The 17,351-nt window shown below is 58.5% G+C and carries 11 protein-coding genes; 2 read left to right on the forward strand and 9 right to left on the reverse strand.

Translation table 11 applies throughout. The features are described from left to right. Positions 1–74 precede the first annotated feature (74 nt). Complete coding sequence (locus QA640_RS34190) at positions 75–1,310, reverse strand: acyltransferase (protein ID WP_283037200.1); 1,236 nt, start codon at positions 1,308–1,310, stop codon at positions 75–77. A gap of 205 nt (positions 1,311–1,515) precedes the next feature. Between QA640_RS34190 and QA640_RS34195 the strand changes: the two genes are divergently transcribed. Both QA640_RS34195 and QA640_RS34200 read left to right on the forward strand, forming a co-directional pair. Next, positions 1,516–1,920: a hypothetical protein gene (locus QA640_RS34195; RefSeq protein ID WP_283037201.1), complete on the forward strand. Its 405-nt coding sequence runs from the start codon at positions 1,516–1,518 to the stop codon at positions 1,918–1,920. A gap of 489 nt (positions 1,921–2,409) precedes the next feature. Then, positions 2,410–2,700: a hypothetical protein gene (locus tag QA640_RS34200; RefSeq protein ID WP_283037202.1), complete on the forward strand. Its 291-nt coding sequence runs from the start codon at positions 2,410–2,412 to the stop codon at positions 2,698–2,700. Between the two features lie 297 nt (positions 2,701–2,997). Here the strand turns inward: QA640_RS34200 and QA640_RS34205 are convergent, their stop codons facing one another. From QA640_RS34205 to QA640_RS34240, 8 genes are all read right to left on the reverse strand, one after another. Continuing rightward, positions 2,998–3,360, reverse strand: a complete 363-nt coding sequence (locus QA640_RS34205; protein WP_283037203.1) for a DCC1-like thiol-disulfide oxidoreductase family protein — start codon at positions 3,358–3,360, stop codon at positions 2,998–3,000. A 16-nt stretch (positions 3,361–3,376) separates the two neighbouring features. Then, complete coding sequence (locus tag QA640_RS34210; RefSeq protein WP_283037204.1) at positions 3,377–3,640, reverse strand: hypothetical protein; 264 nt, start codon at positions 3,638–3,640, stop codon at positions 3,377–3,379. A gap of 308 nt (positions 3,641–3,948) precedes the next feature. After that, the gene (locus QA640_RS34215) at positions 3,949–9,207 is read right to left on the reverse strand and encodes an Ig-like domain-containing protein (protein ID WP_283037205.1); all 5,259 of its coding nucleotides are present in this window, start codon (positions 9,205–9,207) and stop codon (positions 3,949–3,951) included. Between the two features lie 271 nt (positions 9,208–9,478). Continuing rightward, positions 9,479–11,236, reverse strand: coding sequence for an ABC transporter ATP-binding protein (locus QA640_RS34220; RefSeq protein ID WP_283037206.1), 1,758 nt, complete (start codon positions 11,234–11,236; stop codon positions 9,479–9,481). A 50-nt stretch (positions 11,237–11,286) separates the two neighbouring features. Then, positions 11,287–12,282: a glycosyltransferase family 2 protein gene (locus QA640_RS34225; protein ID WP_283037207.1), complete on the reverse strand. Its 996-nt coding sequence runs from the start codon at positions 12,280–12,282 to the stop codon at positions 11,287–11,289. Continuing rightward, a complete protein-coding gene (locus QA640_RS34230; protein WP_283037208.1) occupies positions 12,279–15,209 on the reverse strand; it encodes a trifunctional glycosyltransferase/class I SAM-dependent methyltransferase/polysaccharide deacetylase in 2,931 nt (976 codons plus the stop codon). Before QA640_RS34230 ends, QA640_RS34225 begins: the two co-directional genes overlap by 4 nt. Further along, positions 15,206–16,324, reverse strand: coding sequence for a glycosyltransferase (locus QA640_RS34235; RefSeq protein WP_283037209.1), 1,119 nt, complete (start codon positions 16,322–16,324; stop codon positions 15,206–15,208). The genes QA640_RS34230 and QA640_RS34235 overlap by 4 nt, the downstream gene beginning before the upstream one ends. 437 nt (positions 16,325–16,761) lie before the next feature. Beyond that, a complete protein-coding gene (locus QA640_RS34240; RefSeq protein ID WP_283037210.1) occupies positions 16,762–17,298 on the reverse strand; it encodes a hypothetical protein in 537 nt (178 codons plus the stop codon). Positions 17,299–17,351: the final 53 nt, after the last annotated feature.

The following is a 17,351-nucleotide window of genomic DNA, read 5'->3' on the forward strand; positions in this document are numbered from 1 at the left end:
TCGTCGATGCAACCCGGACGACAACAGGTGCCAGACCTGGTACGTCGCCGGCATGCAGGTCGCAGCTTGGACCTTCAGGACGATGCTACAGGCTTAGACCCGGCATGATCGCGACCGGATGCCCGGGTGAGCTCGTTGGACTTCTGGCTACGCAACAAGAATAAGGCTCTCCAATCGCGCTGATGGCCAAACTCAATATAGCGATAGCTCAAAGCACTTAGGGCGATCACGATTGCGAGATATGGCAACGACAATCGAAGCGTGTCTTTCAACGATGACGTATCGGGCGGGATCATCTCAACCATGATGGACGAATGCCATGCGTAAATGCTGTAGCACATACATCCGACCACTTGAATTGCCCATGCCTCGAACACGCGATTTGCGGACCACGCTCCGGACAGGACCGCGAGCAACACCATGGAAAACCCGGCGCAAAACATCGTCGCGTAGAGAATGCTCACGGCCCAGGGGCCGTTGTCCTTGATATATATGGCGGCGATCATCAGCAGGACCCCGGGCAGAAGCATGCGACAATGGAATCGCCTGAGCGGGACGCTGTCCCTGGACTTGACGTAAAGATCGCAAACCAACATCCCGAAAATGAACTGGTAGCACGACCCGAAGATGCCGCCCACAAACGGACGAAATACGCCGATCCGATCGACTGCGATGAGATGGCCGAGCACCACGAAGGCTGAGCAGATAACCACGCTGGACAGCACCAGCCTTTCGAGACTCCATCGCGCGATCATAAGGACCAGCAACGGAAACAAAAGGCTAAACCAGATTTCAACAGCAACGGACCACAACACGGGATTGGAGGGGGGCATAAACCCGTGCGGCACAAAAATGAAAAGTGTCGATAGAAGTCCGCCGAGCTCCAGATACCAGGCGTGCGATCCAGCGGGTGACTTGGAATGGAGTGCAACCGTCACGAGGACGACGATGTAGTAAAGCGGAAGCAACCGGCTAGCGCGATGCCAATAGAAATCCGGGAAGTCCGCCAACCGAGTGATCGCTCTCTTTCTCGTGCGATAGGGAAGGTACAGAACGAATCCAGAGAGCACAAAAAAGATATTTACGCCCAAGAAGCCGTGCTTCGCGACAATGGCAAGAAGGCCGTTCGGATCAAGCTCACCGGGAAACGACGGCGTGCTGGATGTAAACGGAACGAACAGGTGAAAGACGATCACCATCATGATCGCGAGTCCACGAAGACCGTTGACCGCTCCGATCTTCTGCGCGCCGCTTTCTGCTATGGTGACGGAATCTGGAGATTGTAACGACAAGATCGGCGATCTCAGCATTTCGTGGTTTGCTACTTAACGATACCGGCCAGATTGAACGGTCCGTCGATCGACAGCTCTGACACATCAAGTCGCATCAGGACACAATTCCAAAACGAGCGCAGCCCAAGATAGACACGGCGAACACCGTGCCTTCAAATAGTCAATTACAGGATATAGACGGCAGCAGGCTGGCTTTGGGGCAGAATCATGAGAGCGCGTATAGTTGATGGTAGGGCTCGTTATTATATTTGTTCTGCTCGCGATTGGCTTCGCTGCCGGCTACGGCACGCGTGGGCTGGTCTCCCGCAAACGGCACGCAGAATACCTGAAATTCCAACCCTACATTTCGCAATCTCCGGATGACATCACGCGGGCGCGACATGCCGCGTCTGAACCGCCGATGCCTGAAAGGCAGCGGTCGAACCACGACATCACGCGCTCGTTTCAGGACATATTCATTCACCAGTCAAAGCCAGCCAAACCCGCGAGACCTGCCGCCGCAAATTTGCATCTGGTCCAGACTCACCACCGGCCTCAGCCGGAGGCCGGATCTTTGCAGCCCGCAACCATCGAACAGAGCCTTCAGGAATTGGTCGCATTGCTGCAGGGGCGCAGGCAGGAAGGCTAGTCCGCTCTATCGGCTTGGTCGGAAGTCTTTCGCCGTGTCCGCCAGCCCTTGCCAATCTCGGCTCGAGCTCGCCTGGGCTCCCTTCGTGCAGGAAGCGTAGTCGTGCCGGCGGACTGTTCAAGTGATGCGGATAGGTGAAAGCAGCCAATGCTTCGCGCGACATCCCGCTGCGCGTTTGCACCGATCGCTGCATCCAACATCACTTGCGCATCGATCAGTTTCGTTCCCGCCCACTCAGTCAGAGCTGATCTCGCTGCGTGGCATGCCGGGCGACAGCCGACGCGCAGCGGGGCGAGGATGGAACCGAACATCAATAATGTTGCATAGCGCTTTCAAGCCAAAAAACGATGCCGTACGTCGAGCAGAGCGCCCAGCAATTGACTAGCAGACGCAGTCGGAAAGTGTTATCTTTCTAGCCATTCTGTGGTTGGAATGCGGCGAGATCCTTTCCAGGACATCTCTGACGCCGCAAATGCAGGAGGGTGAATTTTGGTCTTGCTGATAGTAGCAAGCGGCGTGGCGGGCCTTCTTCTGGGACGCTTCTTCCGCGCGTTCACCCTGATTCCTGCAACAATGCTAATCCTGGTTCCAGCGTGGTATTTGGGCGCGCAGCAGGGCTTGGTAACCGGCGCGACAGCATTCCTCGTCAGCGCGGTGGTAATGCAGGTCGTCTATTTCGCGAGCTTGCTGACCCGGCTGCTCGTGGAGAACCTCTCGGTGCTCGATCATGTGCAGTCGGAGGCATCCCCGCCATTGCCTGAATCACGGGTCGCATTCTAATCAAATCACCGGCCTAGGAGAGGACTTCTTCGCATCGTACGGCATCGCGTCCTCCCGGATCAGCCTTCAAACCTGCTTAATCGCGCGCCGCGGATGGATATCGCCGACAGAGCGTCTGTCTGGGCCTCACGATCGGTTCCCGCCATGTCTTGCCGGGATCTTCCAGCCGGTACAGCGCCGGTCATAGTTCCCATTCCGCTTGTGACGTGCTGACTCAAGCCACGCCGCACAGAAGTCGTCGGCTGATATTCTGGGGATGATCCGCACATTTGTGTCTCGCTATGGAGGACGCTCTGATCAGATCTCACCGATCAGCTTGCGGCCAAGAAGCCGAAGGAGGAGCTTCCTTCCGCGCGCGAGTGACGGATAAAGTGCCCTTGCGAGGCGGGGCCGGGAGAACACGAGCCGATTGATCCGGTTGAAAAAAGTCGCCTCGCCGGCAAGCGTTGCCAGCAGATGCATTGCCTCGGCCCCATAGTAATACTGCCCACGCCAGCGAACCACCATGCCCTCGTTGAGATCGAGGTTACGCGCGCGGATATTGCCTACAATCGGATGATCCGATCGCGCGTCGATCAGGTGAACCCGCCGCCCCCGCTCCCGCAACTGGTACAGCAGAACATAACGGCTGCATAACGGGCATTCGCCGTCATAGACCACCCAGATCTCGTCATCGCTATCTTGTCTCAATTCGATAGTCCGTTCGCTGCCGAACGTCGCGCACAAGTTTACTGTCCGCAAGACCGAGGCATGCTGATTCCACTACGTAGTGATAGGCAACAACAACGTCGTCCATGGTCAGCTTGTTGAATTCGCGGTACATCCATGGATTTGAGAGCATGAGGTGCGGATAGGCGTAGAAGCTGTTGTTGTCCTTGACCCGGGGATGGACGCGGAAAAAATGATCCGTCTCGCGGATCAATTTCTCCACAGCCTCCATGGCTACTCCGGTGTCCTGACGTGGAAGGATCTCCGGGCCGCAGGTGATCGCGTCGTGCTAGGTCGCAAGATCGTGGTTGTTGCCAGAGAGTGCCGGTTCAAGGCCCTGGCGATTCTGGATGTCGTAGCGCCAACCGCTTCTGTTGTCGCAGGGATCGTCGCCGTGATCATCTTGAGGAATTATTGGGCGCTTTACCTGTCCACGCTCGTTCTCAGGCTCTTTTCAACGGTCGGGATCTTGGCCTGTTCGGGCTATCGTCCCGGACCCGGATATCCTCGTTTGGACAATCCGCTTCACAATCTTATCGGTCAGCGAAGGATGAAGTTATGCAACTCCGCCAGATGGGCATCGATCGCGGCCACCGCGTCAAAGACGTCGACCTGATGATGGCCGAAGTCGGCATCTGTGCGACTGGTCTCCGCGAGGTGCGCGACCCTGGCCAATTCATGGAATGCCTCGTTAACGAACTCATAGGCGTCCTTCGGAGCGGCAGACTGCGCGAAAGCAAATCCGTCGCCTCCCAGGCGCGCCGCAGTGGCGGCCGGTGCCGTTGCTGGAGACTGTGACGTCGGAGCCGGCGCGAAATCAAAGCTGGCTTTCGGGGGATCGATGACCAGCGTGCCGCCCGTTCCGTCGCTCGAGAGATTGAAGCTCGACTTGGTGTAATCACCAACCAGCGAAATATGTGCCGTGTGATTTTGGGCGTCGACCACGGTCAACGTGCCACCGGCCGTGCTGCCCGAAAACGAAGCCGACGTCCCTGCACCGTACACGATGTCCTTCAGATCGAGATGGTTGGAATTGGCGCTGGTGCCGTCACCGGCCAGACCGATCAGCGTCCCCGTAAATTCCGCCGCATGGTCCAGCGTCAGGTTACCCGTCGCGGCCTTGAAGGTGATCGATCCGGAAGCGGCGCCGGACAATTCGAGTGTGGCGCCTGCGTCGATCGTCGCGGCCTGCGTCATATTGCCGAGCTTCAATGCGACGTTTCCGGAAATCTCGAGGACGGTCGACGACGTATTGATTACGCCGTCGCCGTTGAGGTCCTGATAAAACGTCGTTTCCGCCGCCTTGAGCGACGCGTCGGTCGGGGATACCTTGTTCAGCAGGTTCGATAAGTAATTGCCGTTGCCGTCGGTGGTCCATACCGAAAATTCGCCGGTGGCCGGAATCTTCCAGGCCACGTCATAGCCTGTGGACGTCTGCTCTGCCGCCACGGGGGTCCAGACGCCGAACTGTCCCGGTACGACCGCGACGCCGCCATACTTCAACGTTGGTCCAGTTCCGGCGGCCATCGAGACCAACGAGAAATTCTGTCCGACCGCAACCAGGCTCGTTGAGCCGGATGCCTCGACTGTCGTTCCAGCAATTGTTGTCGCGATAGACGCCGCCGCCGTGGCGGTCGAGGGAACACCGATCACGCCATCGCCATTGAGATCCTGGTGAAAGAGGGTCTCGCTCGACTCAAGCACCGAGTCGGTTCCAGATACCTTGTTCAAATAGTTGGATACGAAATTGCCGTTGCCGTCGGTATTCCAGATCGCGAACTGGCCGGTGGAGGAAATCTTCCAAGCGACGAGATAACCGCTCGATGAAGCCTCCGCGCCCACAGGCACCCATGCGCCAAGCTGCCCTGCGACAACCGCCGTCCCGCCATTTTTCAACACAACCGATGACCCGGCCGTCGAAAGGTAGAAGTTGCTTCCCACCTTGGTGAGCGTTGTCGCGCCGGCGGCTTCGATCACCGCGCCAATGGCAGCGCTGAAGACATTCGAGAGCTGGCTCAAATTGCCGGCGATGTCGGTTGCGGTCGCGGTCAGGCCATGTTGGCCCGTCGCGAGCGATCCCGTGGTGATGCTCCAAGCCCCGCTGGCTCCGGCCGTGCCCGTGCCGAGCTGGGTCGCGCCTTCGTACAGCCTGACAGTGCTTCCCGCCTCCGCCGTCCCGGAAACGACCATGGCGCTTGAAGCGGCAGGTGTACCTGAGGTCAGGATCGGTGCAACCGGTGCAAGTGTATCGACCGTGACGTTCAACCCGCCTGACGAAGCGCTGACATTGCCGGCGGTGTCCGTGGCCTTGCCGGTAAAGGCATGGATCCCGTCGACCAGCGTGCTGGTCGCAAACGACCAGTTGCCACTGGCGTCAGCAGCCGCGATGCCGACCTGCGTCGATCCATCAAATATCTCGACCTGACTGCCTGCCTCTGCAGCGCCAGTCAGAGTCAACTGATTGGCGTTCGTAATGCCATCTCCGACGATGTTGCTGTCTGGCGAAAACGAAGCGATGCTCGGCGCGGCTGGCGCGGTTGCATCAACGAGAACATTCACGCTGGTCGATATAGCGCTGAGATCACCCACTCCATCAGCAGCGACCGCCGTAAACGAGTGGCTTCCGTCCGCTAACGTGCCAGTGGTGAAGCTCCAACCACCGTTGTTGTCAGCGGTCGCCACACCAATCTGGGATGTCTGGTCAAACACCTTGATCGTAACGCCAGCCTGTGCGGATCCGGTCAAGATCAAATGATTTGCGTTGGTCAGTCCCCCGGTGCCCAGCGTGCCGGGAGAAGCGAGCGAGATCGTCGGCGCCGTAAGTCCGGCCATGGTCATGGAGGCGCCAGTAGGAGAGACGAACGAGTAGTCCGACGACGACAGTTGTGTCACTCCGGCAATTCGGAAACTGTCGGCTCCCCCTGCGTAGTGAACGGTCCACTCGTCGCCCACATTCGTCAGATACGCGCTCGCGTCGTAGCCCTTCAGGATCAGCTTGTCGTGCTCTGCAGTCGAACTCGTGAAGACGTGGAAGTCCGCTATGGTGTCGTGGCCGCTCGCGATACCGTAAACAAAGGTATCGTTGCCCGAACCTCCATAGAGCCAGTCGTCCCCGCCGCCTCCATTGAGGACGTCGTTGCCACTGGAGCCTACCATCCGGTTGGCGAGCGTGTTGCCGATGCCGGTCAGCCCCCCCTTCATCAGCGTCAGATTTTCGACATTTGCCGGCAGCGTATAGGACACCCAGGCTTCGACGCTATCGATGCCACCGCCCGGATTTTCGATGATCTTTTGATTTGGACTGCCGACGACATAGGTATCGTCACCGGACCATCCGACCATTGTGTCGTCGCTGTTTACCGGTGTTATTTTGTCGTTCGCAGCGGTACCGTAGACAATATGGCTGCTGGTCGATCCATTGATCCAGGATGTAATGGTTCCCCCTACCGGCAAAGCTCCCGGCAATTGGAAGTCATCACTGGTGAACGCCGAAATCGTGGTGTTGCGAAGAACCAGCGTATCCTGGCTTGTCAACGCGAAGTACACGTCGTTGCCGACCTGCGTCATCGCCGCTTTGATGTCGTTGAGTGAAGTGAACGCAAAACCGTTCAATTGAATGACGTCGTGCCCCGCAGCCGATCCCGGCGTGAAGTCGGTGATTATGTCCGAACCATCGCCCGAGTTGATCACGAAGGTGTCGGCGCCACCGCCGCCGGTCAAAATGTCATTTCCGAGACCACCGGTGATCACGTTGGACGCATCGTTGCCGACGATTATGTTGGACTCCGAATTGCCCGTGCCGTCGATCGCGGCCGAACCGGTCAGCGTCAGATTCTCAACGTAATCGGGCAGCTTGTACGTGACGGAAGAAAGGACGGTATCCACCCCGCCGCCATAGCTCTCGACCACCTTGGCGCCGGGATCGGTGACGATGTAGGTATCGTCGCCAAGCCCGCCGGTCATCATATCGGCGCCCCCTGCGCCGCCGAGGAGATCATTGCCGCTGGTCCCAGTCAACGTGTCGGCACTTGCCGTACCCGCGATGGTGTTCGTTGGAGTTCCACTGGCCAGAAGCGTATAGCTGGCGAGCGTATACTCCGGCAGCTGGTAGGCCTTGATATAGTCGATGTTCATTTGCGCGGTTGCGCTTGGATCTGCGTTGCCGGCCCAGCTTCCGCCCATCGCCAGATTGGCGATCATGTACATGGCTGTGTTCATGTCCGATGGAGTGGCGACCTGCCCGACCTCGACTCCATCGACAAAGTAGCTCAGCGTGTACGGCGTCCACTCCACACCGAAGGTATGGTCGCCGGCCGTCAGGTTCGCCGTATTCGCCCAATATCCTTGATTTGAGGTGGTGGACGAAAGAAAGCCCCAATGAGCCTGGTCAGGATCTTTGCCCAGTGCTTCAAGCACATCCAGTTCCGTCTTGAGACCGTGGGTGTTGATCGGCAACATCCAGAAAGCAGGCCATGCGCCCTGAGTGCCGGACAGCGAGGCCTTCATCTCGAAGTAGCCATACGTCTGGACGAAGCTGTTCTCGGTCGTGATCAATCCGGACGAGAAAACATGATTGCCAACATAGGCTGCGTCGCTCGATGGAATCGGTGCTGCGGTGATGACCAGATGGCCGTCCTGGATGGAGAACGGATTGAGACCTAACGGACTAGAGGCCTGCGTCCCCGGCAGACCTGCAAAGCTCGGGTCGACATAAACCTCTTGCTCACCCGCTAGCGAGTAACTTGCAGCGCCGCTCCAGGCGTAGTTCGTTTTCCAGTTAAGATGCGGATCCTGGCCGGCCGAGAGCGAGTTGAAGTCGTCGCCGAATGTTTGAACCAATCCCGTTGGCGCGGTGACGATATTGACATTGGCGGCGACGAAATTCTGAACGACCGTGTTTTCAAGGGTAATTTTTTCGCCGTTTCCAAGCGATAGAACGACATCCGTGCCGACCTGCTGCATGGCGGCCGTGACGTCGGTAAGCGTCTTGAAGCTCGTGCCATTGACCTGCAGGACGTCCCCACCGGCACCAGTTTGGAAATCGGTGATGATGTCATTTCCGTTGCCGGCCCTGATGACAAACGTGTCGCTGCCGCCCCCGCCGGTGAGGACGTCGTTGCCCTTACCGCCATCGATCATGTTGTTGCCGGCGTTGCCGATGATGATGTTGTTGAGATCGTTGCCGGCGGCGGGAGAGTCGTATTTATCGCCCAGAGTGAGATTTTCGACGTTCGGCGCGTTAACGAGGCTGTAGCCGTCGATCATACCATCATAGATGGTGTCGATGCCTTGACCGGCGAGCTCCACCACCTTCGTGCCGTGATTGTACATGAAGTAGGAGTCGTCGCCCGCGCCGCCAATCAACGTGACGCCATCGCCCATCGCCTGCAGCGAGTCGTTCATCGCACCGCCCGTGAGCGTCCCCCCGGTACCAACCGTAGTCCAAGGGGTATTCGGCGCAGCGCTTACTGGAAGCGGATTGTCGAGGACAACGTTTGCTGGCGTGAACGAGGAAAGCGCAATGTTCTGTAATGTGAGCGTTTCAGTGGACGAGAGCGTGACGATCACGTCAGTGCCGATCTGCTTTGCGGCCGACATGAAGCTTGTAAACGTGGCAAAACCGTAATTCTGCACCCGCAGGACGTCGCCACCGATGCCCGCTTGAAAGTCGCTGATGGTATCGGAACCGTAGCCCTTTGAGACAACAAAGATATCGCTGCCTGCTCTCCCGGTTAAGAGATCATTGCCTGTGCCGCCGAACAGGACGTCAGAATCTGCGGTTCCATTGATTATGGTCATGATGAGTGCCGTGCTCCCTTTGCGTAGTAGCGAACTACGCCGACCTTCAAATCGGCCTTACGGATTCGACACAATTTGAAGCATGAAGGGGGAATCTGCCGGCAACGGAAAGAGACGCCGTAACATTACGAGCTCATGTGAAGTCGGCGCGGCTCAACCAGGCAAGTTCAATGCACGGCCCATCACCAATGAGCGCACGCGGAACCCGGCCTCGCTTTGGGCACCATGCCGGCTGTTGGAAGGGGAACTCGGCGCCGGCGCTGATCGATTTTCAGCTCGCGAAGTTCCGTGTACGCTCGCCCCTCGAATGCGCCAGGACTATCGCCGGAGGTCCCTCCGCGCGAACTCGGCCATTTTCAATACACACCACATGGTCCGCATCGCGCACGGACTCCAGGCGATGCGTTATGAGCAACAAGGTTCGGCTCTTGAAATGCTTCTGGATCGCGCATCGGATACTGTCCTCGAGCGTCAGATCGAGCGCGCTCATCGCTTCGTCAAGGATGAGGAACTTCGGATTGCGCACAATCGCTCGTGCGAGTCCAAGACGCTGACGCTGACCGCCCGAGAACCGCAGCCCATGTTGTCCTATCCACGTGTCGTATTTGTCGGGCAGGGCCTCGACGACCTCTGAAATGCCTGCCATCCGCAACGCCTGCCGAACCTCTTCCTCGGAGGCATCGTTCTTGGCCATCCGAACATTCTCGATCACGGTGCCCTCGATCAGATCGACATCCTGGCCCGCAATCGCGAGCATGCCGAGCCAGTCGGTCCGGCGAACATCTTCGATGGGTCGACCATCAACCCGTACGACACCCTCGTTGGCAGAATAGAGCTGCAGCAGAAGATTCACGATCGTGGTCTTGCCCGCGCCACTTGCTCCAATGAGCGCAGTGGTCTTTCCCGCAGGAATGTCAAACGAAACATCCGAAAGGGCGGGCTCGGCTCCGGCATCATAGTGGAACGTCACGTTGCGAAATGAGATGCCCTCCCGCAGCGTACTCATCGCCACGTGCCCAGCCTTCGGGTACTCCTTGTCATCCGTCGACAGCATGTTCCGGATGGACCGGAGTTGGGGTTCGATCTGCGCCATATACAGCAGGTTCCCTTCCAGGTCTCGCATATGCGGCTGCAATCGATAGAGCAGCGCGACCGCGGTCAAGCTCGTCGCGAATCCGATTCCCCACATATCGGCGAAGGCAATAACGAGAAACAACACGACTAGATACCCCACCTCCGTCAGAGGCGAGACGAGAGCGGACAGACGCGCAAGCCGCAGCGCGACCTGTCGGGCCTGCGTCGACGCCTGCTCGAAGCGTCTCTGGTGAATCTCCTCCTGGCCATATGCGCGGATCGTGCGCATACCCTGGAGTGTCATCAGCATATGCTCTCCCAGTCTTTGATGAACCATCTTAACGCCGGCGCCCAACTGCTGCATCGGCAACGAAAGATGACGCAATCCGGCCGATACAAGCATTGAGGCAACGATGGCGAGGAGGGTTACCTTGATCGAAAGCGCCAGCAGAAACGACGCGAAGAGAAAAATCGAACACGAACTCACGATAATGCGCGTAAGGCTGGCGTAGGCTCCGGAGATCACCCATGTCTCGGTTCCCAACACCTCCATGAGATATGCTTCGTCATGGCGTTGAAAGAACGAATACGCGGTCGACAGATACTGCAGATGAACGCGGTTGCGCGCGGCTTCGTTGATCTTTTCACCAACACGCGCACTAATGAGCGTATTAATGAAGGAAAGAGCACCACGCGCGACAATCAGAAGGAGCAGCACGACAGCAGTTTCGGTCGAGCTGTGAAACCAGTTCACCGCATACCGGAGCGCTTCGCCCAGGAGGCCGCCGGTGGACGTCGCAAGCTCCACCTGCCCCATGGCGAAATAAAAGAACAGGAGCACGAGGGTAATTCCGACCGTCTCCGCCAACGATGCAGCCAAGCCAAGGACGATCAGCGCTGGCGTCACCCATCGGGGCAATGGCGCAAGCTTGAGCAGCTTGAACAGTTCGGCCAATGCAGCGCGGCGAGCAGCTCTAGGTCTTGTCGTATTGCCTGCGTTCTCTGTCATGGCGATTGATTTGGATCGCCGATAGCAAACGACGAAACCGGGCGTCGAACCACCCTGCGACGCCGATGACGCCATTTCCATCGCATTTCCGACACGATATCCCGCGGCACATCGTGGATAAGGATCCTTAGCGCCAGCAAGGGATTCCGTCTGCACAGGAGCCCAATGATCGAAGCGAAGTACCACAATCGACCGCCCGTCAGAGCCCTCCGTAGCAGCCAACGCGCATAGTTTCTGAAGCCCTGCTCAAGGAGCGCCGAGCGCCCGGGATGCCGCGTCATGATCTCATCGGCGACCAGCATCCAAGACCGGAACATCCGAGTCATGTTGCTTGACATGTTGTTCGGCAGGTAGCGGTAACCAATCTGGTACTCGGGCACAACCGCGAACTGGTACGTCTCCGCGACACGGCAATAGAACAGTAGATCTTCGCAGCCTTCAGCACCCGATGCCCTGAGCCCACTTTCGAAGCCTCGTGCAGCTATGAGGGCTTCCCGGCGAACCAGTGCCGAGCTGCCGTTGCCAATGAAATTTCCCTGACAGAGATAGTCCAGGACCTCGCCCGCATGGAACACAGGATCGGACCTGGCGCTTACGCAACTGTCGGCATCGATCCAATCATACCAGCTGTAGACGAGACCAGTCCTGTTGCCTCCATCAAGCAAGGTCTGAAGCTGTTGCTCAATCTTGCGGGGCGTCCAGAGATCATCGGCATCAATGAACGCGACGAAGTCCGCGCGCGCCGCCTGCCAGCCTGCATTCCGAGCGGCCGCAACCCCTGCATTATGCTGTTCTACTATTGTTATTCGGGAATCCTGAGCCAAATGCCGCTGAACGACCGCCACCGTGTTGTCAGTGGAGCCGTCGTCCACGACAATGATCTCCAGCTCCCGATGCGACTGCGATCTGACGCTGCGAAGCGTCTCGTCGATCGTTGCACTGGCGTTGAAGGCGGGAATGACCACGCTGACCAGGAGCGTCCCCGTACTCATTGATATTGCTCCAGGCAACGCGCGAATGCGTCCAGCGTAAACTCGCCCCTGACCTCAATTCGCGGCAGATTTAACAAATTGTCCTTCAGTGTGGCGGCCCGGCTGACCGTGCTGAACAGGGTTTTGTAACCGCATTCGGCTGCCAGAATTTCGAGCCGCTGATCGGTGGCGCCAAAAGGCGCGGCAAGCGACGTTATCGGTCGCCCAAGCCATTGTTCCAATTGTGCGCGAGATCGCGTCAGTTCCTCGGCGAGATTCCAGGTCGCGAGTGCCTCGCTCCGCGGGTGGCTAGCCAAATGACTCCCAAAGCAGACGCCCTCGGCGGCAAGCGCGGCAATCCCGGTCATATCGAGCAGCGAAGCGGGCTCTCCCAACGGTGCATCCCACTCCGCCCGCTTTCCCACGAAGTCGGTCGCAACGAACACCTCCGCCGAGAAATCGTTTGCCTGCAAAATCGGCCATGCATGCTCGGCGAAATCCTCGTAGCCATCGTCGAAGGTGATCAGCACCGGCCTGCCGACGAACGGATGATCGTTTGCCACGAACCAGGCGAGCTGATCCGAATTGATCGTGTGGTAACCATTGCGGCGAAGCCATAGCATTTGCTGCCGGAACGCATCTGGAGACACGCGGTAGCGCGCCAGTTCACCTGGTCCTTCAGCCGCAATCCGGTGGTACATCAAGACCGGAGCATGCGCGCGTCTTTCCGATTGCGTGACGTCAAACCGGCGCGCGGCCGCGCCACCCCACACGATGGATCGCGCAACCTTGACCTCGATCGGCGCGTTGACGGCCGCACATTTCACCTGCGCATCGGGGGTCGCTTCGCCCGAGCGTAAACGCCTGAACCGATCGATACGGTACAGTTCGGTCTCGATCGACGCGTCGAGCGCAAGTCCGGGTACGCCCTGGATGGTCCGCGTGATCGTCTCCGCCCCGTACGGACTCTCCCAGTCGAGCCCCGTTCGGGACATGTTGTCCTTCAGCACAAAGGCATGGGCCGCCACAAGGTAACCGCCAGGACGTAGCGCCTGGGCCAGTCGCTTCGCGACCAATTCCAGTTCGGCCTCGTCATCAAGGTAGTAAAGGGCCTCGGAGCAGACGATCAAATCGATGTCCTGCGGCAGCGGATCGGTGGCTAAATCCAGTTGAGCGAACTCAATATTCTGATGCCCATTGCACCGGACCCGAGCACGATCGAGCGCCTTCGTCGAAATATCGGCGGCTCGGAGGCGTTTGACCCTGCGGGCCAATTGCCGCGTAAAGTGTCCTTCCGCGCACGCGAGCTCAAGCGCGTTCTCCACCGGTTGGTCTGGAAGCAGCTCGAGCTGCCGGATGTACTTTTCCTGTTCATACGGCGAACCGTAGTTCCAGGGATCTTCCTGCTCGAAGAGCCCCTCCCAAAATTGCTTGCGTCCGGGCTCTTGAGACCTTTCGGCGCCTCGCATCCGACTGCTGGAAGCGGGGATGCCTGAAATGGCAAGCGACCGCGCCTCGCGTGAAGCCCGCGAGTCCAACTCGCGCAGCCGCCCCCGGTGAGTGTCTCGGCCGTCTCGCACGAAGGATCGAAGCCGTCCGGCCCGCTTGTGGAGCGCGATTTTTGCCCGAACCAGGTTTCCGATCTGGTCCTTGATCTGCAAATGAACCAGGCCATCGGCAGCCAGCGTGATCCAGAAGCGGCGGCCGACAGTGCCGAGGACACCAATATCGACCAGCGTCAGGATGCGCGGGCCATCGCAGAGATAGACGTACAATCGATCAATGGTCCCGATTGGCCTGATGGTGCTGATGTGGCGAAGATCAACGCGCGTGCCTAGTGTCAATGTGAGGACCCTGGGCGCCGAAAGGTCGTCATAGTCGAGCACTTTCCGCTCAAATCTGTATTGACACTTTCGCCCCGCCGCGCGGTCGTTCCACGCACGAGCGATTGCTGAGATGAGGCTGGTTACCCCGTTCCCGTATTGCGGCCAGCGTTCAGCCAACTTGGCAGGCACCGTTCTTGCCCCCACCATGACGGCATCGAGCAGGACGGTGGTGATATCGTCCGCCGACGCCTGAGTCTTCGGAATGTCGCTGAGCGCTTCCAGAGATGGATCGCTGGCGTTCCTGCGGCCGCAATCAAATCCGGCGCACCAGAGCACGAAATACGCGTACGCCGCCGCGGCGGTGCCGTATGCAATTGAGGCTCCGGCTTGGTGTGCGGGGGCCGGCTCGCCGACGCGATCATCGCTCGAAAATCCGCGCGCAATGACAACCTGCGCGTCGGCCAGCATCCGTTTGACGTCCTGCGTCAGTGAGCGGTCGCTTATTCGATAGTAGCTCAATTTCTCATCGACATGGATCCACCTGCCGCCGCAGCGAGCGATCCGTTGCCACAGATCCCAATCTTCGCACGTACGGAGGCTCGTCTCAAAGCCACCGACCTTTGCAACCGCGCTCTTGAGGACAAGCACGGTATGGATGAACGTGGCGCACGTGCGAGCGAAACGCTCAAATGCGTTGTCCTGGATTGTCGGGTCGACGCGAACGGGAGTCTCGCCGCCGTCAGGCATGACCCGGCAACCGTTGCAATAGGCGGCCACCGCCGAGGAATTGAGATCCAGCGCAGCATTCATCCTGGCGAGGAAGGATCGATCGATCCAATCATCACTGTCGAGGAAGAGTATTCGTTCGCCTCTCGCGTTTGAGATTCCCTTGTTACGAGCACTTGAAGCGCCTGCTCCATCACAGTTCAGAAGCCGAAATCGGGAATCGCGCGCCGCATGTTCAGCAACGATCGCGGCCGTGCCATCGTTCGAACCATCATCCACGATAAGAGCCTCCCAGTCGGAGACGCTTTGCGCGAGCAGGCTGCCGAGTGTTTCAGCAATGGTCTCTTCGGCATCACGGGCGGCGATCACGACCGACGTACGCGGATGGGCCGTCATCTGCGAAACCTCCGGCGATGATAGAACAGCAATCCCGCGAGATATCCCGTCAGCTCCTCCTTCAGGAAGCGGTCGCGAATACTGTCTTCTTCCACTAATTTCCGGAGCAGCCGATAGAGATACCAACGCGGCTTGTGATAGTAAGCCAAACGTCGGTTCGCCGAGATTCCCGTTCGTTCATACTGCACCAAAAGTGCCGCCGCATGACCACGCATGTAGTGATAGATTTGGCTGGCCAGGCCATCCATTGTCTCGCGGTGAAAGTGGAATGCGACTGACGCCGGAGTGTAACGACACGTGTAGCCGCCCGCGAGCAATCGATACCAGTATTCCGAGTCGCCGGAGCAGCCGGCCTGACCGACGTCCAATCGCTCGTCGAAGAGCCCGACCGCCTGAAACACTTCGCGCCGGAACGCCATGCTCGCTCCTGCGCCAATGTCCCACGCGGGCACGACCCGTCCGCGATGCGATCGGAAGACTGCGCTGTCGTAATCCTGTTCGCGATAGCCCTTGCCAAATCCCCAATACGTCTCGAAATGCCGTTGCGCCTCGGTCGCGAGCTCGGCCGGAAGCACCAGTCCAGTCACCGCGCCGATCTCGGGAGAGTCAAACGCACATGTCAGTTGCTCCAGCCAACGCGGGTGAAGCAGCACATCATCGTCCGTATAGGCGACAATGTCGCCGGTTGCCTGAAGCGCGCCCGTATTGCGCGCAATATCCAGACCGGGTCTATCCTCGCGAATATAGGTCACTGCAGCGGCCAACGCGACATCCCGCGTCCGCTGATCGCGCGATGCATTGTCCACCACAATGATTTCTCGTGGAGGATAGGTCTGCCGCGGCAGCGACAACAAGCATTTGCTCAGCTGGTCCGGACGGTCGCGCGTACAGATCACCACGCTCGCCGAGAGGCCCACCTTCGTCGAGATTCGCACCTTGGCGTCGACGGCTGACAGAAACGTGTCGTCGATATGCTCTATCTTGGCGTCCGTTATCTGGCCTTGATGCATCAGCACATGGCCGATCGGCTGATTGGCGCGCCAAAACACCGTCATGCCCTCGCTCAACGCCGTTTCCGCAACAGCGGACGCCGACGCCACGGAGACATGCGTCACGCCTCTTCCCAATCCAATCCCTGCAATGAATGGGCTATCGGCCATATGCGCGACATCATGCCAGTGGGCCGCTATCGCTCCACCTGAGCGCAGTCTCGACAATGAAATCGATGATCTGAGACCGCCGCGGCTTCCAACCGAGCTCCCGCTCCGGTGATACGCTTCACGGCCTGTATCAGTTCGAAAGAGAGCCGAACAAAAACCCCGGCGCCATTTCTTAAAAGAAACTGCTTCCTTCGTGCCAACAATGTTTTACTCCTAGTCACGAAAGTACGATCTTATTCCCACTCTCCGCCGACCTGTCCAATTCCACTTAATTCTTATCCAGACTGATTGTGGCCTCAATTGGTACGGTCAATCATGTTGCCACGCGGGTGGAACTTCGGAACGCGCGCTGCCAAGCCTCGAAATGCTCGTTGTGCATGCTGCAATTGACGTCAGCAACCGCTAGAACAAACCGACGGACTTCTCGCTCTTTCGCGTACCGGTGTCGGTTGCAAGTCGCGAGCTCTGCCCGCAGCCGGCGGCATCGCTGTCGAATCATTCTCCATTGCGGGCTCGTCTGCGGGATAGAACCGTTCTTGGTGTGCTTTCGACAGAACTTGCCCTGTCGATGATTTCGCCAAGGCAGTCCATTCATACAGACCCGGATTGCATGGACCGAAAGTCCGGATCGCGCCAAAGGGCAAAATGCCGTTGCTCGGAACCGGAACGTCCTGACCTCCCATTTCTCGGGCGCCTTGCGTCAGCGTGAACGATATCGACGTGGCGCCCGCGGGAACGTTGCGCAGACGGATCTCGGGATTCGGGAACAGCGTGACGCAACCACGTGCGCCGCGCCAGGAAAAATCCAGCGTCATCGGATCAGCCGATGCGGGATGACACACGGCAAACAACGACGCGAACACCACAAAAACAATTCTCACGCACCTCTCCCATTCAGGTTCGCTTCCGATCTTCAGGCGATCGACCAAGCACATATCCAAGGTACAATCTGTAAGCACGCTCGCTGATTTGCCGAGGCATG

The organism is Bradyrhizobium sp. CB82, assembly GCF_029714405.1.
Classification (GTDB): Bacteria; Pseudomonadota; Alphaproteobacteria; order Rhizobiales; family Xanthobacteraceae; genus Bradyrhizobium.